Source organism: Micromonospora sp. RL09-050-HVF-A, assembly GCF_019374995.1.
Taxonomy (GTDB): domain Bacteria; phylum Actinomycetota; class Actinomycetes; order Mycobacteriales; family Micromonosporaceae; genus Micromonospora; species Micromonospora antibiotica.
Map to the genome: position 1 here is coordinate 87,319 of NZ_JAGKQP010000002.1, position 23,160 is coordinate 110,478.

Below are 23,160 nucleotides of genomic sequence, written 5' to 3' on the forward strand. Positions count from 1 at the left end.
CCTCCCCGGGGAAGCTATCCGCATGACCGTGTCCCCCCAGCCGGACGACACCACAAACCCCTGCACCACCGTCCTGATCGCACTCGAAGGCGGCCCGGCGAGCCTCCCGCCCGAGCTTCGCACCCAACGGGTCTCGCCGGACGCACCGAAGGTGAAAGTCCCGCACAACGGTGGCTACGAGCACTTCGAACGCCCCGACGACGGCGACGGTGAGCCGCTCGTCTTCCGCTGGGCGTACCGGTCGCGGATCGCGGAATAGCCGGCCGGAACCTGCCCGGCCGGGGGTGACGGCAGGGCACACCGGACCCGCAGGTCGCACGTCGTCGATTGTCCCTGCGCCGTCACGGCGCGCCAGAGCCCGTTCACCGGGACGGAAACGAGGGTGACGCACATGGTGGATTCTGTCTTCGTCATGCCCGGCACAGTGGCTGCTCCCCGTACGGGCATCCTGCGTGACCTGCACAGCCGCTACGAGACGGTACGGGAGGCACTGACCCGCATCGACAAGGCGGCCCGGGAACTGGGGTTGCCCGACATCAGCACCCGCCTGATCGAGGACGTGGCCGGCGAACGCCCCTACAGCCCCGAGGTGCAGTACCTGGAGATCTTCGCGGTCAGCCTCGCCACGTACCACCTGCTCCTCGCCGAGGGCGTCGAACCGGTGGCGATCGTCGGACAGAGCATCGGGGAACTCTGGGCCCTGGCCGCCGCCGGACACGTGTCGGTCGGCGACGCCGCGCGCCTGGCGGTGGCCAGGTCCCGGGCACTGACCCGGCAGGCGTGGCCGGGCATGATGCTCGCCGTCGGGGTGGACGGCCGCCGCGCGGAGTCACTCGCCGGGCTGATCGGCCACCCACACCTGGTGCTGGCCTGCGAGAACACACCCCGGCAGAGTGTCCTCAGCGGTCCGCGGCGGCAGATCGACGAGGCGGAGCGGGTGGCCGAGGCGCTCGGCTGGCCGAGTGTCCGCCTCGACGTTCCGCATCCCACCCACACCCCGGCGGTCGCGCAGGCCGCCCGGGACCTGCTGGCCACCGCCCCCCGGGTGTCCTACGGCGGTGGACGGTGGCGGGTGTCCTCACCGTGGCTGGGCCGGGACATCGGCGACGAGGACCCGGTCGAGCTGGTCGCCGGCGCGCTCACCGCCCAGGTGAGGATGTTGCACACGGTGCGTGCCCTGCACGCCGCCGGCGCGGACACGTTCATCGAATGCGGGGAGTGGCCGGTCGTCACCCGGTTCGTCGAGGCGTCGGTCCCGGGCATCCATTCGGTGGTGCCGCTGAGCGAACACGACCCGGTCGCGGCGGTCCGGGCGCTGGTCGCCGGCCGAACCGAGACGATGTCACCGCAGGCACGGACGCCAGCGTCGCCGCCTGTCCTGGCGGCCCCTCCACCCGTCACGTCCGCGCCACCGACGCCGCCGCGACCGGCTCCCCCCGTCGTGGTGCCGCCACCCGTGGCGACCGCACCCGCCCCAGCGGTCGCGGCAGTGCCGGTCGTCCCGGCGGCCCCAAGCGCCCCGGCCGCACCCCCTATCCCGTCCGTCCTGGCACCGCCGACCCCGCAGTCACCGGTCGCACCGGCCTCCCCAGCCACGGTGGCCCCCTCAGTCTCCACATCGGACACCGAGGGGCGGTACGCGGTGGTGCTGAACGAGATCCGGGCCCTGTACGGCGACTACCTGGGCTATCCGCCGGAGCTGCTCGGCGACGACGACGGCCTGGAATCCGACCTGGGCGTGGAGTCACTCAAGCAGGTCGCCCTCCTCGGCCGGGTCGCCGACCGGTACGGCCTGCCGGACCTGCGGGCCAACACCTCCCTGCTGACCGTCGGCACCCTGGGGCGGATCGCGCAGGCCGTCGTCCAGGCCCGGGGGGAGGCGACCGCCCGATGACCGACACACCAAGCCTGCACGGTCGGATCGCGTTGGTGACCGGCGCGGCCAAGAGCCTCGGCGCGGACATCGTCCGTCGACTGGCCACCTGCGGCGCACACGTCATCGTCAACTACTTCCACTCCGTCGAGCAGGCCGAACTGCTGCGCGCCGAGCTGGCGCAGGCCGGCCTCAGCGCGGAGTTCATCCGGGCCTCGGTGGCCAAACGCACCGAGATCGACAAGATGTTCGACCTGGTCCGGCAGCGGCACGGCGGCCTCGACTTCCTCGTCAACAACGCGGCCGGCGGGGCGTTCCTGCCCCTGTTCGACGTCGACGACACGTACTGGCAGCGGGCCTGGTCCACCAACGTCATGGGCGCCTACCACTGCTCCCGCCGGGCGGCCGAGCTGATGGTGGGCCGCCCGGGAGCAGGCATCCTCTGCCTGTCCAGCGTCGGCGCCCACCAGCCGGTCCCCGGGTACGGCCCCGGCGGCGTCACCAAGGCCGCCCTGGAATCCATGGTCCGGTACCTGGCACTGGAACTGGCCGACCAGGACATCCGGGTCAACACCGTGCTGCTGGGCTCCGTGGCCAGCGAGATCGTCGTCAACCTCGACGACCCGGCCGCCGCGCTCGGAGACTCGCCGCGCACCAGCGACCTGATGCGCCGCACCATCTCTACCCCCGAAGCGGCCCGGCTGCTCGTCCACCTCCTGCACCCGGACACCGGATTCATCACCGGGCAGACCCTCGTCGCCGACGGCGGCATCAGCATCGGCGGCATGCAGAGCCTGCGACTGCACAGCAAACTCGCCGCGCAGGTCGGTGTGCCCACCCGCACCCCACCGGTCCGCCCCACCGCAGCAGCCACGGCACCCGAGACGCACCCCGCGACCACCGAGGCCGCCGCCGTACCCGAGGCCGCCGCCGTGCCCGAACCGGCCCCGGCCGCGACACCACGTCCGGTGCGCGACCCGCAGCCGCGCCGACCGGAGGTCGGCCCCGGCCCCGGCGGGCACGACCCGGACGCCATCGCGGTGGTCGGCCTCGGGGTGGTCCTGCCCGGCACCAACAACCCCGCCGACCTCTACGACCGGCTCCGGGAGGGCGCCCTGCTGGCCAGCGAACCGTCCGCGTTCGACCTGCGGCACTTCTGGTCGGCCAGCGCGGCGGAGACCGACAGCTTCTACATCCGGGAAGCCGGCTACGTGCAGGGCTTCGTCCCCGACCCCGCCTCGATCACCGAACCCGACGGGTTCCTGGAACACCCCGGCTGGCCACGCACCACCCGATGGCTCCGACACTGCACCGTCCAGGCCCTGGCCGGAGTACACCGCCGGTCCGGCGACCGGTGGCTGGCGGCGACCACCGGCATCCACGACCAGACCGGGCTCGGCACCCAGGGCGTCGTCCTCGGCGACGAGTACCAACGCCTGATCCGCGACGCCATCCAGAGCAGCGGCGGCGACGACTGGCTGGCCGAACTCGCCGACCACGCCATCAGCGCCCACTACGGCGGCGACGGCGGCAACCCGCTGGCCTACCTGCCCGCCTCAGTCTCCCGCAACGCGCTACGCGGCCTGATCCCGGACGACGCCCAACACCTGACCCTCGACGCGGCCTGCGCCACCGGCCTGTTCTGTCTCGACGCCGCCGTCAAGGCCCTCCGCGAGGGAAGCTGTGACGTGGCGCTGGTCGGCGGCACGTCGGTGATCGAACCGATCGGCTTCACGCTGTTCTGCCGGGCCCAGGGAATCACCGTCAGCGGCCGGATCCGCCCCTTCGACCAGGCGGCCGACGGGACCCTGATCGGTGAGGGCGCCGTCATGCTCGCGCTGAAACCGTACGCCCGCGCGGTGGCCGACGGCGACCACATCCACGGCGTCGTCCTCGGCACCGGACTGGCCGCCGACGGCCGCGGCAAGGGCATCCACGCCCCGGCCGCCCGGGGACAGGAACTCGCGATCGGTCGGGCCTGGGCCGACGCCCGCGTCGACGCCTCCGACGTGGACTGGGTGGTGGCCCACGGCACCGGCACCCCCGTCGGCGACGAGGTGGAACTACGCTCCCTGCTGTCACGACTCGGCGAGCGGGACCGACCGTGCCTGTTGACGTCGAACAAACAGGTCTTCGGCCACACCGGTGTCCTGGCCGGGCTGGTGTCGGTGGCGCACGCACTGGTCGCCCTCGCCCACCGCACGATTCCCGGCCACACCGTGGTCACCGATCCCCACCCGCTGCTGGGCGACGGCACCCGCCTGACGGTGCCCGTCACCGATGCGCCCTGGCCCGTCGACGAGGCCCGCCCCCGGATGGTCGGGGTGTCCTCGTTCGGCCTCGGGGGAGCCGACGCCCACGTGGTGCTCGCCGACCGGGTGCCGTCGACCCGACCCGCGCCCCGACCGTCGGTGCCCGACCGCACCCCGGACACCGAGGACCTGGTCGTGGTGGGCTGGAGCACCCACCTGCCCGGCCTGGACCGCGACCGGGTGCCCGGCTGGCTCGCCGGCGACGGCCCGGCCCCGCAGCTCAGCTTCGGCAGCCCGTACCCGCTGCCGTCCCCCCTCGACGTGCGGATCCCACCCCGGACGATGCGGCACATGGACCCCGCCCACCTGATGATGCTCCAAGCCCTCGGGCCGCTCCTGGCCGACCTCGGCGAACCGGGAACCACACTGCGACCCACCACCGCGATCCTGGTGGGGGCGAGCCTGCCGACCACGCACAACGCCCGCGCCGCCCTACGGGTGCACGCACAGGAGTGCGCCTCGACGTTCGACCTGCTACCCGACCCCGGGCAGGCCCAGACCCTGCGGGAGTACCTCGCCAAGGCACTCGCCGACGCCGGCGACGTCATACCCGACGAGCTCAACGAGGACGACTTCACCGGCGCCGTCTCCTGCATCCTGTCCGGCCGGGCCGCCAACTACTACGACCTGCGGGGCTTCGGCACCAGCGTCTACGCCCACCGCGACTCCGCCCACAGCGCCCTCGACCTGGCCCTGCGTCAACTCCGCCACCGGGCCTGCGACCTGGCCCTCGTCGGCGCGGTCAGCCTGCGACCGATCAGCGGATGGGACCGGCACCTGGACACCCTCGTACCGGCAGGCCGGTCGGTCGCCGAGGGCGCCGCCGTCGTCGCCGTCGCCCGCCGCTCCACCGCCCGGGAACACGGCCTGCCCATCCTGGGCACCCTCGGCACCGCACCCGGGGGCACCGCCGACGACCCGGCGCACACCCTGCCCGCACCGGCCGGCACCGACCGCACCTACCTGGCCCTCGACGCCCTGCTGGCGGTGCTCCGGGCCGTCGTCACCGGCACCGACACCGTCGTGTCCCCGGCCGCCCCCGGATCACCCACGATCCGGTTCACCAGGCCGGCCGGTCCCGACCCGGACCCGAGCAGGCCCGTCCCGGAACCGGCCGAACAGCCGATCGGCCGCCGGCAGACCCTCCACCTACGCCCCCTGACCCCACCCGACCCGGACGGGCCGGCGATCCCCGCCGGGAGCATCGTGCTCACCGACGCCGCAGACCTCGCCGCCGCGGTCACCGGACCGGACATCGCCGTCTGGTCACCGCAGCCAGGAGTCGACGCCGCCACCCACGTACCACCCGACGCCGCCGCCGACGCGCTGGCCGACCTGCCGTTCGTCCCACGCCACATCCGGATCCTCACCCGGCTCGAAACCCCCGACGACGGCGCCGACGACACCCAGGCCGCCCGGTCGGAGGACCTCCAGGACCTGGCGTTCACCACCATCCAGGCCGCACTGCCCGCGCTGCGCGCCGGCGGGTCGCTCGCCGCGTTGCTGCTCGCCGCCCTGCCGCAGGGAACGACCCACCCGCTCGCCGGTCTGTTCAGCGGACTCGTCCGCTCGGTACGGGCCGAGGTCCCGCAGTGCAGCGGGAACACCCTGATCACCGACGCGTCGCAAGCCCCGACCGCGCTGGCACAGCTGGCCCGGGCGGCGACCGCCCGGGTGCCGACGCACACCCTGGCCTGCCACGGGCAGACCTGGTCCGAACTGGCCGTCGGCGACGACGAGACCCGACCACACCACACGGCAGAACCCGCCCTGCCACCCGGAGCGATCGTGGTCGCCTTCGGTGGCGCCCGCGGCATCACCCCCGAACTCCTCGACGCCGTGGCCCGCACCACCGACCGACCCCACCTGTACCTCGTCGGCCGCACCCCGCTACCCGAGACCGACGACGAACTGCCACCCCAGGCCGAGTTCATCGCCGCCGGACGCCGGGAACACCCCGACGCGTCGGTGCGGGAACTCAAGACCAGCTACGAACGCGCCCAGGCCCGCCTGGAGGTACGCCGCACCGTGAACCGGCTCGCCGAACTCTGCGGCCCGGACCGGGTCCACCACCGGGTGTGCGACGTCCTCGACGCGGACCGCACCCAAGCCGTCCTCGACGAAGTCATCGACCGGCACGGACGCATCGACCTGCTCGTCAACACCGTCCTCGACCTGCGCTCCCGGGCACTGCACGCGAAGACCCTTGCCGACTTCCGGGCGGTACGGGCCACCAAAGCCACCGGCTACCGCAACCTCAAACGCGCCCTGGCCGGCCGGCCGCCCCGGACCTGGTGCAACTTCAGCACCCTGGCCACCCTCGCCCCCGCCCCCGGAGACGTCGACTACTGCGCCGTCAACGAATACCTGGCGTACGCGAGCGCCTGGGCCGACCGACACGCACCCGAGGGACACCGCGAACTCGCCATCCTCTGGAGCGGCTGGCGGGAGGTCGGCGTCGCCAGCAGCACCGCCATGCAGGAAACCCTGCGCCGCAACCGGATGGACGCCTACATCAGCAGCCGGCAGGGCGCCGCCCAGTTCCTCGATGCGGTGACCCGGCCCGGCAGCGGGGCGGCGGTCTTCTACCTCCGGCAGGAGGAACGCGTACTGCTGGGGCAGCGGGGAATCAGCACCGACACCACCAGCGGCCGGCTGCCACTGCCCGTACCCGACGCACCACCACCGACCCCACCGGACCCCTCCCTGGCCACGCCGCTGCTCGACGGCGTACTGCTGCGCGGCCGCCGCTGGGCGGTGTTCACCAAAACCTGGGAACCACACACCCTCGCCGAACAGGACGGCCGGTGGATGCGCCACCACCGGGTCAACGGGGAGTACGTCCTCCCCGGCACCTTCGCCCTCGAGGCCGCCGCCGGCGCCGCCGGACACCTCTGCCCCGACCTCGTCGTCACCGGATTCCGGGACCTGGTCTGCCGGACGTCGGTGACGGTCAGGTCCGCCGGACCACCCCGCACCATCACCGTGGAGGCCCAACTCACCGACCGGTCCCCGGACCGGGCCGTGGTGGCAGTCCGCATCACCACCAACCGGGTCGGCCGCAACGGCAAGATCCTGCGCTTCAACGACCTGCTCTGCGAGACGACCGTCATGCTGGCCGACCGGCACCCCACACTGCCCGCGCCGACCGACCAGGTGACACACCGCCCCGAACCGGACTTCACCATGCCGGTCTACTCCGCCGACCTGCCGATCACCCTCAGCGGCCCGTTCGCCGGAACCGGCGAGTACGCCCGTGGACCGGACGGCACGAGCGCCACGTTCCGCCTGGACCATGAGGCGTGGAACCCGGCCCTGGCCGGGATGACCGTACCGGCGATCCTGCTGGACGCGATGGTGCACCTGCTGCTCCTGCCGCCACCCGGCGACCGGCCACCACTGGTCGGCCCGATGGCCGGCATCGAGGCGGTGGACCTCGGCGGACCGGGCAACGACTGCCAGCTCAGCGCCGCGCACCCGACGATCCGGCTGCACTGCCGGTTCGCCGACGGCGCGTTGACCGCGTCGACCACGGACGGCCACGTCCTGGCCCGGATCACCGGGGTCAGCGCGCACGCCACCGACCACAGCGGGAGGTTGATCCGGCCGCACGCCGACATCCCCCAGCCGGCCCTTCCCTGACAGTCGAGGAGACAGCGGTGTTGTGGCACGACATCACGATCGCCGGAACCGGTTCCTGGATACCCCCGATCCGACCCGAACACGACCCGTGGGACGCCACCCGGGCCGGTCCATCGTCGTTGGCCTCGGCCAACGGGTTCACCTCGGCGGCAGTCTCCACCGGGGAGACCGCCACCCAGATGGCGGCCCGGGCCGCCCTGCTGGCCCTGCGCCACGCCGAGGTCCCCAGCGCCGATGTGAGCCTGCTGGCCCACGCCACCTTCCAGGACGAGGACCACTACACGCCCGCGCCGTACCTGCTGCGGGTCCTCGGAGCCACCCGTACCACCGGCATCGAGGTCGGCGCGGCCAGTGACGGCGGCGCGGCCGCCCTGGTGACCGCCGCCGAACACCTCACCGCCCAACCCACCGCCCCGGCGGCCCTGGTCACCGCCGGAGCCCGCTTCCCCCACCAGCGGTGGGGCCACGTCCGCGACATCGGCTACGTCGCCGGTGACGCCGGCGCCGCCGCGGTACTCACCCGGGGCACCGGCTTCGCCCGGCTGCTGGCCACCGCGCAGGCCACCGAACCGGAGCTGGAGGTGCTGACCCGCGCCGGTGAGCGGGGCACCGCCGCCGGCGACGGCCGACGGTTCCTCGCCGAACAGACCGGACTCCTGCCGCACATCGGGGCGCTGCAACGCCGCACCCGCCACTGTGTCGACACCGTCCTCGACGAGACCGGCCTGGCCGCAGCCGACATCTCGCACGTGGTGGCCATCGCGATCGGGTCAGCCGTGCTCGACCTGGTGCTCTCCGGACCCCCGCTGCACCGCCGCGCCACCGACAGCAGCTGGACCTTCGGCCGCCACCTCGGCCACGCCGGCCCCTGCGACGTGCTGCTCGCCCTGGACCGGATGTTCCGCACCGGCGCGCTGCGGGTCGGGGACCACGTCCTCGTCGTGAGCTTCGGCCTCGGCTTCCGCTGGACCACCGCGCTGCTCGAGATCACCCGCCCACCGCCCGGTGCGACGACGTCGGACCGGAGAACGAGGTAACCCATGACCGAGACGACCACGACGACCACCGCGTCGATTCCCCTGGCACCAGGCGCACTACCGCTCCTCGGACACGCGTTGCCCCTGTTGCGGGATCCACTGGCCTTCATCCGTTCCCTGGCCGGCTACCCCAGGATGGTGCGGGTCCGGTTGGGCCCGACCTCCGCGGTGCTGATCTGCGACCCGACCCTGACCCGGCACATCTTCGTCAACGACCGGACCTTCGACAAGGGCGGCCCGATCTACGACCGGATTCGGGAGGTCATCGGCGACGGGCTGTCCACCTGCCCGTACCCGCTGCACCGGCGACAACGGCGACTGTGCCAACCGTCGTTCCACCCACAGCGCCTACACGGGTACGCGGCGGTGTTCGGCCGGGCCTCCCACGCCACCGCCGGCTCCTGGCACGACGGTCAGGTGCTCGACGTCACCCGGGAGATGATGACGCTGACCACCCAGGCCACCATGGAGACGATGTTCAGCGGGTCCCTCCCCGCGGACACCCTCCGCCGCGCCCTGGCCGACACCAACACCGTGGTCAGCGCCTTCTTCCGCCGGATGATGACCCCGGCCCTGCTACGCCGGCTGCCGACCCCCGCCAAACGACGCTACGACCAGGCCCGCAGCCGGCTCTTCGCCACCATCACCGAGATCGTCGCCGCCCGCCGGGCCGACCCCACCGACCACGCCGACCTGCTCTCCGCACTGGTCGCGGCCGTCGACGTGGAAAGCCGTGACCACGAGCAGCGGCTCAGCGACTCCGAACTGGCCGACCAGGCCCTCACCTTCTTCCTCGGCGGCATGGAGACCACCGCCATCACCCTGGCCTGGGCACTGCACCTGTTGGCCACCCATCCGGAAATCCAACACGCACTACAGGCCGAAACCGACACCGTCCTGGCAGGCACGCTCCCCGGCCCCGAACACCTGCCCCGGCTCGACCTGGCGACCCGGGTGGTCACCGAAACCCTCCGGCTCTACCCGCCGGCCTGGATGATGACCCGCACCGTCGCCCAGGAGGCCGAACTCGACGGGGTACGGCTACGCCGCGGCGACACCCTCGTGCTCAGCCCGTACCTGATTCACCGGCGGCCCGACCTGTACGCCGACCCGGACCACTTCGACCCGGACCGCTGGCGCGGCACCTCACCCGACCGGACCGGCTACGTCCCGTTCGGCGCCGGCGCCCGCAAGTGCATCGGGGACCAGTTCGCGCTCACCGAGGCGATCCTGGCCCTGACCGCGGTGGCGGCCCGCTGGGAGTTGTCCCCCGTCGGCGAGGAACCCTTCCGACCCAAGGTGGAGACCAGCCTCAGCTCCCGAGGGCTGCGCCTGCGGCTGCGGCGTCGCCTGACGGAGCCCTCCGGGACCGACGCGCCGCCGGTCGCCACGTCGCAGCCCCTACCTGTGCCGTCGCCCCCCGGACCGGGCCCTGACGCCTGCCCGGTCGCCCACTAGGAGAACAACCATGAGATCACTGGTCAAACAGCTGCTCCGCAACCGTGAGATCCGCCGGCACACCGCCGCACCCGCCGACCGGCTCCACCCGCCCACGCGTCCCGACCCGAACGGGTGGTTCTGCGTGGCCTTCTCCGACGAGGTCCGCCCCGGGGCCATCACCACCCGCCCGTTCATGGGGGGCGAGGTGGTCGTCTACCGGACCCCCCGCGGGTTGCTGCGGGCGGTCCGCCCACGCTGCCCCCACCTCGGGGCACACCTGGGCGTCGGTGGAACACTCGACGGTGAGGAGATCGTCTGTCCCTTCCACCGGTTCGCCTTCGACCCCTCCGGGGCCTGCGTACGGACCGGGTACGACCTGCCACCGCCCAAGGCGACCCTCACCCAGTTCCCCGTCTGCGAGGCCAACGGGTCGATCTACGTGTGGCGGCACGCGCTCGGCCTCGCACCGCAGTGGCAGGTGCCGATCTTCGGCCTGGACGAGCGGCAACCCTTCAGCCACAACACCTTCGACATCGCCGGTCACCCGCAGGACGTCATCGAGAACGCCTTCGACTGGGGGCACCTCCCGGCGCTGCACGGGCTGCGGGACCTGGTCATCGAGGGCACGCCGGTGATGGGGGAGCCGATCAGCACGGTCACCGCGACCGCCCGGGGAACGGTCATGCGCCAGAGCCGCCAGTCCTACACCCTCACCGTGATCGGACTGGCCACCATCGCGGCCCGCACCCGGTTGCCCAACGGCGCGGGCGATCTCCACGTCATGCTGCACGCGACCCCCACCACCGCCGGTCGGATCCAACTGCGGTTCGGCACCAAGCTGGAGCTTGCCGGTCTGCCGTTCCTGCCCGAGCGGGCCGCCCGCGCGACGGCGATGCCCGTCGCGCGGCTGCTCGGCGCGATCGCCCAACGGGTGGCCTCGGTCGACACCGGCGCGGACCTGCTGATGTGGCACCACCAGGAGCACGTCGAACAGCCGAAGCTCGCCCGGGGCGACGGCCCGATCGGGCGGTACCGGCAGTGGGCGCGGCAGTTCTACACCGACCCCACCCCGTCCGGTGATTCCACCGACGCCGCCGCCTCCAGGACGTCCACCACCAACGGTTCGCCGGCTGTCAACGGATCGTCGGTCGCCAACGGATCGTCGGCTGTCAACGGCTGGCCGGTCGCCAACGGATCGTCCCTCGACGAACGGAAGGCCGGCCGCTCCGAGGTGTGACCGTGGCCGTCGTGGCCTGCGAACCGTGCCGGTGCCGTCGCGGCAACGAAGGGAGACCCTCTTGACGGGGCAGAACACAACGCCGGGTGCCGCGCAACGACTGGTGGTGCTGGGCGCGGGAGTGATGGGGACGGGCATCGCCGCACTGGCGGTCGGGCACGGGATCGCCGTGTCCATGATCGACGTGGACCGCCGTCGCCTGGCCGAGGCCACCGACCGGGTCGACCGGCAGGTCCGGACGGCCCGGCTGATGGGTGCCCTACCGGAGGACACCCGACCCGGTCCGCTGGACGTCGGACTGTCCCTCGCGGACGTCCCGACCGGGCGGACCGGCACCTTCACCGCGGTGGTCGAGGCGGTCACCGAGGACCCCAACGCCAAGGCGAAGGTACTGGCGGACGTCTCCGCCCTGGTGGCACCCGGCATCCCGGTGGTGTCGAACACCTCCTCGATCCCCATCGGCGAACTGGCCCGGTCGGTGGCACGACCGGAAGACCTGATCGGCAGCCACTTCATGAACCCGCCCTACCTGATCCGGACCGTCGAGGTGATCCGCGGCCCGCGTACCGGTCCGCACACCCTGGACGCGGTACGCGGGCTGCTCACCACCCTGGGCCGGGAGTCGGTGGTGGTCGAGGACGCCCCGGGCTTCGTCACCAGCCGGATCCTGCACCCGATGATCAACAGTGCGGTCCGGGTGGTGGCCGCCGGCACGGCGAGCGTCGAATCCGTCGACAGACTCCTGCAGGGATGTCTGGGGCATCCGACCGGTCCGCTGCGTACCGCCGACCTGATCGGCCTGGACAACCTGGTCGACTCCCTGTGGGTGCTGCACGAACGCACCGGCGACGAGAACTGCCGCCCCTGTGAGCTGCTGCTGACCAAGGTCCAGGCCGGCCACCTCGGCCGCAAGAGCGGACGGGGTTTCTACCACTACGAGGGAGACCTGTGATGACTGTGCCATCCGACCAGGAGGTGTCGGACACCGGCGACCGGGTCGACACCGCCGCGCCGGAACTGGTGCGCTTCCTGACGGCGCGTACCGGGCGGACCTGGCCGCCGGACACGGACCTCTTCGCCACCGGTGGGCTGTCGTCGCTGTTCGCGATGGAGTTGGTCGTACACCTGGAGCAGACGTACGGGGTCTCCGTACGCGGCACCGACCTGCGGTTGGACAACTTCCGCACGGTGCGCCGGATGGTGGCCCTGGTCGATCGGCTCCGCACGAGCGAACCCGGCGACCACGGTGCCTGAGATCATCGCCGCCACCACGCCCACCGTCACGCCCGCCCAGGCCGCCACGCTCGTCGCCCGCCTGGTCGGCGACCGGGCGGGCGACTGGGACCGGGCGGGCCGGCTACCCGTGGACGTGGTGCGCGCACTCCACACTGCCGGCCTGCTCGCCCCCCAGATCCCGACCGGGTACGGCGGACCGGGCTGGAGCAGCCTGGACAGCGGCGAGTTCACCGCCCGGGTGGGCAGCCTGTGCAGCTCCCTGCGCAGCGTCATGACCTCCCAGGCGATGGCGGCCTGGACCATCGAACGGGTGGCCGACCAGACCCAGGCCAGGTCGCTGCTGCCCCGCCTGGCCGCCACGGACACGGCCGCCGTGGCCTTCAGCGAACCGCAGGCGGGCAGCGACCTGTCGGCGATGACCACCACCGTCACCATGACGGGCGACACCCTGCGCCTCGACGGCCACAAGGTGTGGGTGACCGCCGCCGACCACGCCGACCTGCTCCTGGTCTTCGCCCGCCTCGGCGACCAGGGAGCCGTCGTGGTGGTGCCCCGGGCCACCCCGGGGGTACGGGTGCACCGGCGGGCGGATCCGCTGGGCTGCCGGGCCGCCGGCCACGCCGACGTGTGGTTCGACGCGGTACGGCTACCCGCCAGCAGCCTGCTCGGTGCCGGCGGGCAGTCGCTGTCCCTGCTGGTGACCACGGCGTTGAGCTACGGCCGGATGTCGGTGGCCTGGGGGTGCGTGGGGATCCTGCGGGCCTGTGTGGCGGCAGCCGTCGCACACGCCCGTTCCCGCCACCAGTTCGGCCGCCCGCTGGCCCGACACCAGCTCGTCGCCCGGCACCTGGCCGACCTGTGGGCTGCCGAGCAGGTGGCCACCCGGGTCTGTGAGCACGCCAGCCGCTGCTGGGACACCGGCTCACCCGACGTGGTCACCGCCACCGTCCTGGCCAAGTACGTCAGCGCCGGGCACGCCACCCGGGCCGCCGCCGACGCGGTCCAGATCCTGGCGTCGGCCGGTGCGGTCGACGGGCACCCCGTCGCCCGGGCGTACCGCGACGCCAAGCTCATGGAGATCATCGAAGGCAGCACCGAGATGTGTCAGCTGATGCTGGCCGACCACGCGGTGAACCGCCGGTGACCCCACCGCCGCGCCGCCCGCCCGCCCACTCATCCCATACTGCCCAAGATCGGCAGTCCACGAAGGAGTCGAGGTGACCGACACCGTCCCGACGGTCCCGCCCGTGACCGTGAAGTGCCTGGTCTGGGATCTGGACGACACCCTCTGGCAGGGTGTCCTGCTGGAGGACGAACAGGTCGTGCTCCCCGACCCGATCCGGGCGGTGATCACCGGGCTGGACGCCCGGGGCATCCTCCAGTCGGTCTGCAGCCGCAACGACCACGAGCCGGCCTGGGCCCGGCTGCGCGCGCTCGGTGTCGCCGAGTACTTCGTGGCACCGCAGATCGGATGGGGACGCAAGTCCGACGCGGTCCAGCGGATCGCCGACCGGCTGGGCTTCGCGCTCGGCACCGTCGCCTTCATCGACGACCAGCCGGCCGAACGGGCCGAGGTCGCCTTCCACCTCCCGCAGGTACGCTGCTACGACGCCGACGCCGCCACAACCCTGTTGGACCGGCCCGAGTTCACTCCGACGTCGGTGACCGTGGACGCCCGGCGACGCCGGCAGATGTACCAGGCCGGTCAACGGCGGGCAGACGAGCAGGCCCGGTTCACCGGCCCGGCGGAGGACTTCCTGCGCTCGCTGGAACTGGTGATGCGCATCCGGCGCGCCGACGCCGCGGACCTGTCGCGGGTCGAGGAGTTGACCCTGCGGACCAGCCAGATGAACGCGACCGGAGTGCACTACCCGGACCAGGCGTTGCGGGCCCTGTTGGCCGACCCCCGGTACGAGGTCCTGGTCACGACGTTGACCGACCGGTTCGGGCCGCACGGCGCGGTCGGTGTGCTGGTCCTGGAGAAACACCCCGGAGTGTGGCACCTGCGGCTGCTCGCCACCTCGTGCCGGGTGGTGTCCTTCGGCACCGGCACCGTCCTACTGACCTGGCTGGTGGACCAGGCCGCCCGAGCCCACGTGCACCTGATCGCCGACTTCCGCCCCAACGACCGGAACCGGATGATGGAGATCGCCTACCGGTTCGCCGGCTTCGACGAGGAGCCCTGCGCATGCCGGGACCGCATCGCCGTCGACGGCGACCGGGCCGTCCAGCGACTGCACCTGGCGGCACGCCGGCAACCGGCACCGTCGACGTTCCAGCTGACCGCCCCCGACCTGGCCGGCCCGGCGACCGTCGGCGCGGGTTGACCGCCCGCGCCCGGCCCCCACCGGCCGGGCGGCGGTGTGGAGGTCAGCCGGCCCGCCGGCGGGCCAACGTGATGCCGTCGGCCATCGGAAGCAGACACACGTCCACCCGTTGGTCGTCGCGGATCATGGCGTTGACCCGCCGTACCCCGGCGGTGTCCGGATCACCGGCGGTCGGGTCGACCACCCGGCCGAAGAACAGCGTGTTGTCCACCACCACCAGTCCACCGGGGCGTACGAGTTGCACCGCCAATTCGTAGTACTGCGGATAGTTCGCTTTGTCGGCGTCGACGAAAACGAGATCGAAGCTGCCACCGGTGCCTTCGTCGAGCATTTTTTCCAGGGTTTTGACGGCCGCGCCGATGCGTACCTCGATGCGGTCGGAAACCCCCGCGCGGTGCCAGTACTCGGCACCGATCTCCGGCCACCGTGCACTGATGTCACAGGTCACCACCCGGCCGTGCGGTGGCAACGCCCGGGCCATGCACAGGGTGCTGTAACCGGTGAAGGTGCCCACCTCCAGCACCCTCGTGGCCCCGACCAGGGACACCAGCAGCGCAAGGAGTTGTCCCTCCTCGGCCATCACCTGCAGGGACTGACCGCCGGGCAGCTCACCGGTGTGCGTGCGTAACGCCCGAAGGACGTCGTCCTCCCTGAGTGAGAATTCCCGGACATAGGCCAGAAGCTCCGGGCCGACCCCGATCTGATTAGCCATGCCAGCAATTTTAGAGACAATTTGCCGCCGTACTCAAGGTGTGGCACAAGCCATTTTGGTGGCTCCCGAGAATGCGGCGGGGACGGTGGGTAGCTCAGGGTAGAGCGGCGTGGGCCTCGGTGAGGAAGTTGTCGCGGTCGTCCCCGTGGGCGATCGCCGCATCGCGGACGGTATCGATCGTGGCGGCCAGCGGGTCGTGGTTGGCCAGCGCGACCAGGGCGGGGAATGCGACAGCCTGCCGAAGCACCTCGGTGACACCGAACGCGCTGAACACCGGGTCCGGCGAGAGGGAAATCGTGGTGTGGGGCACCTCGGGGTCCGACGTCAGCCGACGGTACGCGGCGGCAGCACTCTGCTCGGTGAGGGCGCGCGGCAGTGGGCGGCCGGCCTCAGAGCGCGTTTGGGATGTGTGTTGGTCGGGTGTGTCGCACAGTGGGTGCGATCGATGAGCCGGGCTCGGTCGGTAGACGGGTATGGATCGTGTGCGGCGGTACCCGTCTGATCTGACCGATGCCGAGTGGGAGATCATCGAGCCGATGCTGCCGTCGCCTCAGTGGATGGGCAGGCCGGAGAGGCATCCTCGTCGGGCGGTCGTTGACGGCATCCTGTACGTGGTGCGTACCGGGTGCGCGTGGCGGTATCTGCCGGTGGACTTCCCGCCCTGGCAGACGGTGTACTCCCACTTCCAACGCCTGAACCGGCGGGGTGTGACCGAGCGGATCCTCACCGAGCTGCGGGAGCAGGTCCGCCTGGCCCACGACCGGGCGGCCGAGCCCACCGCCGGGATCATCGACTCCCAGTCGGTCAGGGCCGCGGACACCGTGCACTCCGACACCCGTGGCTACGACAGCGGGAAGAGGGTCAACGGCCGGAAGCGGTTCATCGTGACCGACACCCTGGGTCTGCTGGTCACCGTCTGGGTCCTGGCCGCGTCGTGGCAGGACCGTGACGGCGCGAAGGGCGCACTGCTCGCCACCTATGTGGCGACGCCGATCCGGCACGTGTTCGCCGACTCCGGGTTCTCCGGCCGCCTGGTCGACTGGGCCCGCGACATCCTGCGCACCACCCTGGAGATCGTCCGGAAGCCCCCCGACCAGCAAGGTTTCGTCGTGCACCGCCGCCGGTGGGTGGTGGAACGGACCCTGGCCTGGCTCACCGCCCACCGCCGCCTGGCCCGCGACTACGAAACCCAACCCGCGACCTCGGAAGCCATGATCCGCTGGGCCGCGATCGCCGGCATGCTCGCCCGCCTCACCCGAGGCGGACCCGCCACCCGCCAACAACGCCGCACCCTCAACACACCCGACTGACAGACATGCAAAACGCTCTCTCAGGTGGACCCGGCCCGGCCGACGTGGTCGGGTAACCTGTGGCTCAGCGGGCCGTTAGCTCAATGGCAGAGCTGAGGACTTTTAATCCAGAGCAATGTCCGCCAGCACTGAGACGATCATGCAACAACCTGCGCGAATGCCGCGCTCTTAATCGACTATGGATCCGTGATGCTCGCGGGTTGCTCGCTTGCCATACGGAACGTGCCCGCCACCTGTGACAGGCGCACGGCGCTGGTTGAGCTCAGGAAATGGGGTACCGGTTTTCCCTAAGAGAGCGTTTTGCATGTCTGTCAGTCGGGTGTGTTGAGGGTGCGGCGTTGTTGGCGGGTGGCGGGTCCGCCTCGGGTGAGGCGGGCGAGCATGCCGGCGATCGCGGCCCAGCGGATCATGGCTTCCGAGGTCGCGGGTTGGGTTTCGTAGTCGCGGGCCAGGCGGCGGTGGGCGGTGAGCCAGGCCAGGGTCCGTTCCACCACCCACCGGCGGCGGTGCACGACGAAACCTTGCTGGTCGGGGGGCTTCCGGACGATCTCCAGGGTGGTGCGCAGGATGTCGCGGGCCCAGTCGACCAGGCGGCCGGAGAACCCGGAGTCGGCGAACACGTGCCGGATCGGCGTCGCCACATAGGTGGCGAGCAGTGCGCCCTTCGCGCCGTCACGGTCCTGCCACGACGCGGCCAGGACCCAGACGGTGACCAGCAGACCCAGGGTGTCGGTCACGATGAACCGCTTCCGGCCGTTGACCCTCTTCCCGCTGTCGTAGCCACGGGTGTCGGAGTGCACGGTGTCCGCGGCCCTGACCGACTGGGAGTCGATGATCCCGGCGGTGGGCTCGGCCGCCCGGTCGTGGGCCAGGCGGACCTGCTCCCGCAGCTCGGTGAGGATCCGCTCGGTCACACCCCGCCGGTTCAGGCGTTGGAAGTGGGAGTACACCGTCTGCCAGGGCGGGAAGTCCACCGGCAGATACCGCCACGCGCACCCGGTACGCACCACGTACAGGATGCCGTCAACGACCGCCCGACGAGGATGCCTCTCCGGCCTGCCCATCCACTGAGGCGACGGCAGCATCGGCTCGATGATCTCCCACTCGGCATCGGTCAGATCAGACGGGTACCGCCGCACACGATCCATACCCGTCTACCGACCGAGCCCGGCTCATCGATCGCACCCACTGTGCGACACACCCGACCAACACACATCCCAAACGCGCTCTCAGCGGCGGCGAGAGCGTCGGCGATCCAGCCGAGCTGCTCCAGCCCGGCCACCCGCATCGCACGGCGGGCCGACCAGCAGGCCACCTCCCGCTGCCGATCGGCGGGCAGCGCGTCGATGCGGTCGAGTAGCCGGCGGTCGATCCGCGCCAGGGACTGCGCGTGTCCGAAGAGTCTGCGGACCCGATCCGACGGGGGAGGACCACCCCACCGCGCGGCTTTCTGTTCGGCCCGGAGCCGGCGGACCTTCTCGGCCCGAGCGGTCGCCTCGGCGGCCTGCCCCCGCAGGGTCTCGACCCACGGGAGTGTCCCGGAGCCGTCGAGCAGATGGTCCCAGATCAGGCCGAGGGCGACGGCGTGCCGGCCCCGTACTCCCTCATGCCGCAGCGTGACGCCGTCGGGACCGGTCGTCAGCCGTACCGTGGTGGGCTCGTCGTCCGGCAGGGCGGTCAGCGGGGCAGGGAAGAGCGGATCTGGTATTCAGCCCCCGCGCTCTCCTCGACGCCCGGTCACCCTCAGCCCTCAAACCCGGAACTCTGCCGACAGAGGAGTGAACCAAGGTGTTCCCCGGCTCGTCAGGCGCGATGGCGGCGGGTCTTCTCGATGACGTCGCGGCCGTCGGCGTCCTGCTGGCGGGGTGCGTAGCCGGCCTTACGTAGGGTGGCCATCGTGTCGGCCGTGGTGGCTTGGCTGGCGAGCACGGTCGGGGCGAGCAGCCGCAGGTTGAGCTTGTCCAGCCGCTTGTCGGCGACGATCTGGGCCAGCAGCGCGGTGTCGTCGCTGACCAGGGTGCTGGCCACGGGCGTGACCCGTACCGACCCGTGTCGGCGGGCGACATCGGCGAGCAGGTAGACCAGTGGTTGTGGCAGTCCGCCGTCGGCGATTTTCCTCAGGGCTCTGACCAGGCGCTGCTCGGTCCAGCCCGCGTCGTATGCGCCGCGTACCGTCGCTGGGCTGAAGCGCCAGGTCGTCGCTGTGCCCCGGGACTCGACGACGGCGGTCGCGCCGAGGAGTTCAGCCAGCTCCGGGCTCGGTGTTCCCGCCACGACAGCGGTCAGGTCCGCCTGCAGCCGGGCCGTACGGGCGACCTCACCCAGGTCGCCCACCGCCTTGGCGATGTCCGTGCCGGCCAGCAGCGCCTGCCCGGCCGGGCTCACGGCCCCCGCGCCGAGCGCCCCCAACGTCGCGGCCTCGTCCAGCAGGCCACGTACGGTCGTGGTACCGCCGAAGGCCAGCGGCTGCCACCACCATATCCACTGCGCCGCGTGTTCCAGATCTGTCGTCGCCCGGTCGCCCAACGCCTGCAGTACTGCCATCCGGGCGCGGGCCGACCAGTTCTGGTGGTGCTCCGCAACCCACGGCCCGGTCTGCGACGACGGCAGATAGTCCAGGTCGCGCCACGCCTTCAGCATCACCGCGAGCCGCTGCTGCAGGCCGAGCTTGAGCCAGCGGTCGTACGCGGCCGTCGGGACCACGCGTTCATCGAGGTCGGCCAGCCCGGCCTCATGGGCCACCGCCAGTAGCAGCCGGGCGGTCGGAACCGTCACGCCCAGCGTCTTCGCCGTCCGGGTCAACTCGCGCACGCCCACGCCGCCAGCCTTGACCGTAGCGAGGGGCTCCCGTCCCGCCCCGTCCAGCAGCGCCGACAACAGGCCGACCACAGCGATACCCTGGGCCTGTGCGTCGCGGCGCACTGACGCAGGCTGCGGCGTATGCCAGGCAACCAGCGGCTCCTGTGGCTGGAACGGAGCGCGGTAGTCCGCTTCTCGCACAGCGAGTGCGACCTGACCTGCCAGCTGATAGTCCTCCCAGGTCACGCGGTAGACCAGCCCGTGCTCCTCGGCCCAGTCCAGCGGATGCATCCGCCGGTAGCGGTCCGTGAACCGACTCCGGTGTGCCATGCTGCTGCCCCCGTAGCGACGGACCTGTCCACCGTCGCGGTCAGCCTCCTCCACCGCCGCCCGGGTCGCGGCCGGCATCCGCTTCACCAGAGCGTGCACGTTGTCCATGTCGTGGAAGAACTCCTCCACCTCCGCCAGCAGTTCCGCCTTACGGCCCTTCGCGGCCAGCCCCAGGTTGCGCGCCACCACCTTCAGGTCATCGGCGCTCAACGCGGCGGCGAGCTGACCAGCGGCCGGGCCGACACCCAGCGGCCGGGAGAAGACCTCTCGCACGACGCCGCTCACCGTGAGTCGGCCCCGCAGTCGCCTGACGAGCCCCGCATCGGTGGCGCGCTGCAGGTACGGCGTCGCGTCGGCGCCGACCAGCGCCGACACCTCCGCCTCGGTGACCAGGCCACCCAGCGCCAGAGCTGCCTCCAACACCTGAAGGGTCGGCAGGTCAAGGCCAGCAAGCTGATCAAATGGACTCACGACTGCACTCCCAGAACATCCGGCGACCCCTGGATCCAACCGCACGAACCCGTTGCGCGTGACGGGACCCGCCCGGCAAGGACACCGCGCGGCCAGGGGCGACCTGGGCCGGGTCCGGCTGCTGGTCGTAGGCCAGCGGCACGGTCGACGCGAACAGGTGCTCGGTCGCCAGGCGTGGGTTGCCGATTTTCCGGAGGCCGACCTCCACGAATTGGTGATCCGTTCGACCGCGACCGGACGGGTCCAACCGCACCGGAGCCGTCTACCGCGCCCGGATCAACCCACGGTCTGCCCGGTGCGCGAGGAGGGATCGTCCATCAGATCCTGGACCACGGTCCACAAGTGGCCGGCACCGGAGAACAACGCGGGGTCGAGCACCTCGTCGCCGAAGTCGACACCGAACTCCTTCTCCAACTCCGCCAGGAGCGCTGTCGCCCGCAACGAGTCCAGGCCGAGGTCGACGAGAGGCTCCGCCGGGATGTCCTGAGCCGAGGAGAGCGCCGCCAGGTAACGGCGCAGGATCGCCTCGAACGGCGCCGGCCAGGTGGTGGGTGACGACATCTAGGTCTCCGTCCTGGGCGGGGCCGCATCGGCATGGTCGAGGAACCGTCGGGTCAGCGCCGGATAGTCGATCTTGCCGTTGCTGTTCGTGTCGATCGCGTCCACCGCGAGCCATCGCGTCGGCAACATGTAGGGGGGCAACGTCCGGGCCAGTGCGGACCGTACCGCCGCGTGGTCCGGCGGCCGGTCGCCGGCGGCCACGTAGGCGATGCCGATCTCGCGCCCGGCGGCCTCGGGTGAATCCACCGCCACGATCGCCACGTCGGCGAACTCCGGCAGTTGCCGCGCCACCCGGGCGATCTCGTCCAGTTCGACCCGGTAACCGCGGGACTTGATCTGCCGGTCACCACGACCGTGGAAGTAGGCGAGTCCCTCCTCGTCGAGGCTGGCCCGGTCCCCGGTGCGGTACCAGCGGGTGGAGTCGTCACCCTCGACGGTGCCGAACACCGCCGCCGTCTCCGCCGGGCTTCGCCAGTACCCCGGACTGAGTCCGACCCCGGCGATGTGGAGGTCACCGACCACGCCGGTCGGCACCGGCCGCCGGTGTTCGTCGAACACTCCCAGGCGTTCACCGGGCAGCGCGGTGCCGATCGGCACGTCGGCACCCGGTGCCGGCATCGACCCGACGTCGTAGTAGCTGCTCGCGACGGTGGTCTCGGTAGGTCCGTAGAGGTTGGTGAACCGGACGTGCGGCAAATTCGCCATCCAGTGGCGCAGGCCGTCGACCGGAAAGGCGTCCCCGCACCAGATCAACCGGCGAAGCTCCGGCATGTCCCGTACCACCCCACGGTTGGCCATCGCCATGAGAACTGACGGCACGGACGACCACTGGGTCAGCCGCGACTCACGGATGAACCGCGCCAGCAGATCAGGTACGAGGTTGTAGTGCGCCGGGACAAGGTGCAGCGACGCGCCGGCCGCCACGGCCGAGTAGATGTCGAGCACGGAGAAGTCGAACGACAGGGCCGAGTGGCAGGAGAGCCGGTCCACGTTGGTCAGTTGGAAGTGTTCCCGTGCCCAGGAGGCCAGCCACAGCACGCTCTCGTGCGTGATCGGCACCCCCTTCGGCACCCCTGTCGAACCTGAGGTGAAGAGCAGGTACGCGAGGTCGGTGGGGGTCGGTTCGGTGGCCGGTGGCGTGGCCGGTGCGGCGGCGATCTCGGCCGCCACGACGTCCTGCGGTCGCCGGGCCTCCGGCGGCGGGTCGGTGAGCCAGACCGTCACGGCCGACGGACCGTCCCAGCACTGCCGGAGCAGGCGGTGGGTGGAGGCATCACCGATGGTCAACCGTGGCTCGGCCGCGACGATCCGGGGCCGCAGCCGGGCCGGCGGACCGGCGGTGTCCAGCGGAACGTAGACGCCACGGCATTTCAGGACCGCGAAGATGGCGCAGATCGCCGCGGCGGACCGGGGGAGCAGGAGGACGACCCGGTCACCCGGCCGGAGTCCACGGGCCGCCAGGACGTGGGCGAGGCGGCTGCTCTCCCGCTCCAGATCGCCGTAGGTCAGCACACCGCCCTCGTCGGCCACCGCCACACTCGACGCATCACGCTCGGCCTGTTCGCGGACCAGATCGACGAGGCTGCCACGTGCCACGGCCGGTATCCCCATGGCGGGCCTCCCCTCCGGACCTCGTAGTCGGTGACGCCGACGAAAATTCCTGCCTTTCTACCACACGAACATGTCTACAGAGGACGCGGAGAAGCACGGCCAGAGCACAGCGAACTCGCTGCCCGAGCAGTGCCCGAGACCCTGCTTGACACCCGGCACCCGCTCGCCGATTCTCTAGGTGACCACTGGTCGATGCCGTTCCTCGGGCCGGTCCAACTGCCGGCTGCCACCGGTGCGGCCCCGTGACGCAGGGCGGCCACGG

General features: G+C 71.7%; 17 protein-coding genes. 11 read left to right on the top strand and 6 right to left on the bottom strand.

All coding sequences use genetic code 11. From position 1 onward, the window contains the following. Window positions 1-22 precede the first annotated feature (22 nt). The 10 genes from J7462_RS00650 (at window position 23) to J7462_RS00695 (ending at window position 15,104) form a co-directional block, all read left to right on the top strand. Window positions 23-259, top strand: a complete 237-nt coding sequence (locus tag J7462_RS00650) for a DUF5988 family protein (RefSeq protein WP_219460225.1) — start codon at window positions 23-25, stop codon at window positions 257-259. 132 nt (window positions 260-391) lie between these two features. Then, the gene (locus J7462_RS00655; RefSeq protein ID WP_219460228.1) at window positions 392-1,894 is read left to right on the top strand and encodes an acyltransferase domain-containing protein; all 1,503 of its coding nucleotides are present in this window, start codon (window positions 392-394) and stop codon (window positions 1,892-1,894) included. Beyond that, window positions 1,891-7,827 (top strand): SDR family oxidoreductase, encoded by a 5,937-nt coding sequence (locus J7462_RS00660; RefSeq protein WP_219460231.1) that lies wholly within the window; start codon window positions 1,891-1,893, stop codon window positions 7,825-7,827. The genes J7462_RS00655 and J7462_RS00660 overlap by 4 nt, the downstream gene beginning before the upstream one ends. Before the next feature lie 17 nt (window positions 7,828-7,844). Next, a complete protein-coding gene (locus J7462_RS00665) occupies window positions 7,845-8,864 on the top strand; it encodes a 3-oxoacyl-[acyl-carrier-protein] synthase III C-terminal domain-containing protein (RefSeq protein WP_219460234.1) in 1,020 nt (339 codons plus the stop codon). 3 nt (window positions 8,865-8,867) lie between these two features. Further along, window positions 8,868-10,322 carry a cytochrome P450 gene (locus J7462_RS00670; RefSeq protein ID WP_219460237.1) on the top strand — a complete coding sequence of 485 codons (1,455 nt, stop codon included), beginning with the start codon at window positions 8,868-8,870 and terminating at the stop codon, window positions 10,320-10,322. A 10-nt stretch (window positions 10,323-10,332) separates the two neighbouring features. Continuing rightward, window positions 10,333-11,541, top strand: coding sequence for a Rieske 2Fe-2S domain-containing protein (locus J7462_RS00675; RefSeq protein WP_219460240.1), 1,209 nt, complete (start codon window positions 10,333-10,335; stop codon window positions 11,539-11,541). A gap of 61 nt (window positions 11,542-11,602) precedes the next feature. Continuing rightward, on the top strand, window positions 11,603-12,493 hold the full coding sequence (locus J7462_RS00680) for a 3-hydroxyacyl-CoA dehydrogenase family protein (RefSeq protein ID WP_255597531.1): 891 nt from the start codon (window positions 11,603-11,605) through the stop codon (window positions 12,491-12,493). After that, on the top strand, window positions 12,493-12,795 hold the full coding sequence (locus J7462_RS00685) for an acyl carrier protein (protein ID WP_219460244.1): 303 nt from the start codon (window positions 12,493-12,495) through the stop codon (window positions 12,793-12,795). Before J7462_RS00680 ends, J7462_RS00685 begins: the two co-directional genes overlap by 1 nt. After that, window positions 12,788-13,921 carry an acyl-CoA dehydrogenase family protein gene (locus J7462_RS33115; RefSeq protein ID WP_308290674.1) on the top strand — a complete coding sequence of 378 codons (1,134 nt, stop codon included), beginning with the start codon at window positions 12,788-12,790 and terminating at the stop codon, window positions 13,919-13,921. The genes J7462_RS00685 and J7462_RS33115 overlap by 8 nt, the downstream gene beginning before the upstream one ends. A gap of 73 nt (window positions 13,922-13,994) precedes the next feature. Then, window positions 13,995-15,104, top strand: coding sequence for an HAD family hydrolase (locus tag J7462_RS00695; RefSeq protein ID WP_219460247.1), 1,110 nt, complete (start codon window positions 13,995-13,997; stop codon window positions 15,102-15,104). Between the two features lie 43 nt (window positions 15,105-15,147). Here the strand turns inward: J7462_RS00695 and J7462_RS00700 are convergent, their stop codons facing one another. Then, window positions 15,148-15,816: an O-methyltransferase gene (locus tag J7462_RS00700; RefSeq protein ID WP_219460250.1), complete on the bottom strand. Its 669-nt coding sequence runs from the start codon at window positions 15,814-15,816 to the stop codon at window positions 15,148-15,150. A 94-nt stretch (window positions 15,817-15,910) separates the two neighbouring features. Continuing rightward, window positions 15,911-16,126 carry a hypothetical protein gene (locus J7462_RS00705; protein WP_219460254.1) on the bottom strand — a complete coding sequence of 72 codons (216 nt, stop codon included), beginning with the start codon at window positions 16,124-16,126 and terminating at the stop codon, window positions 15,911-15,913. Between the two features lie 163 nt (window positions 16,127-16,289). Between J7462_RS00705 and J7462_RS00710 the strand changes: the two genes are divergently transcribed. After that, entirely contained in the window at window positions 16,290-17,126 is an 837-nt protein-coding gene (locus J7462_RS00710; protein WP_219460258.1) for an IS5 family transposase, read from the top strand. Between the two features lie 311 nt (window positions 17,127-17,437). Here J7462_RS00710 and J7462_RS00715 read toward each other — a convergent pair whose 3' ends face one another. The 4 genes from J7462_RS00715 to J7462_RS00730 all read right to left on the bottom strand — a co-directional run bounded on the left by J7462_RS00715 (window position 17,438) and on the right by J7462_RS00730 (window position 22,883). Continuing rightward, a complete protein-coding gene (locus J7462_RS00715; RefSeq protein WP_219460258.1) occupies window positions 17,438-18,274 on the bottom strand; it encodes an IS5 family transposase in 837 nt (278 codons plus the stop codon). 655 nt (window positions 18,275-18,929) lie between these two features. Then, window positions 18,930-20,630 (bottom strand): helicase-associated domain-containing protein, encoded by a 1,701-nt coding sequence (locus J7462_RS00720; protein ID WP_308290675.1) that lies wholly within the window; start codon window positions 20,628-20,630, stop codon window positions 18,930-18,932. Between the two features lie 372 nt (window positions 20,631-21,002). After that, a complete protein-coding gene (locus tag J7462_RS00725) occupies window positions 21,003-21,287 on the bottom strand; it encodes an acyl carrier protein (RefSeq protein WP_219460261.1) in 285 nt (94 codons plus the stop codon). Continuing rightward, window positions 21,288-22,883, bottom strand: coding sequence for an amino acid adenylation domain-containing protein (locus J7462_RS00730; RefSeq protein WP_219460264.1), 1,596 nt, complete (start codon window positions 22,881-22,883; stop codon window positions 21,288-21,290). Window positions 22,884-23,160 lie beyond the last annotated feature (277 nt).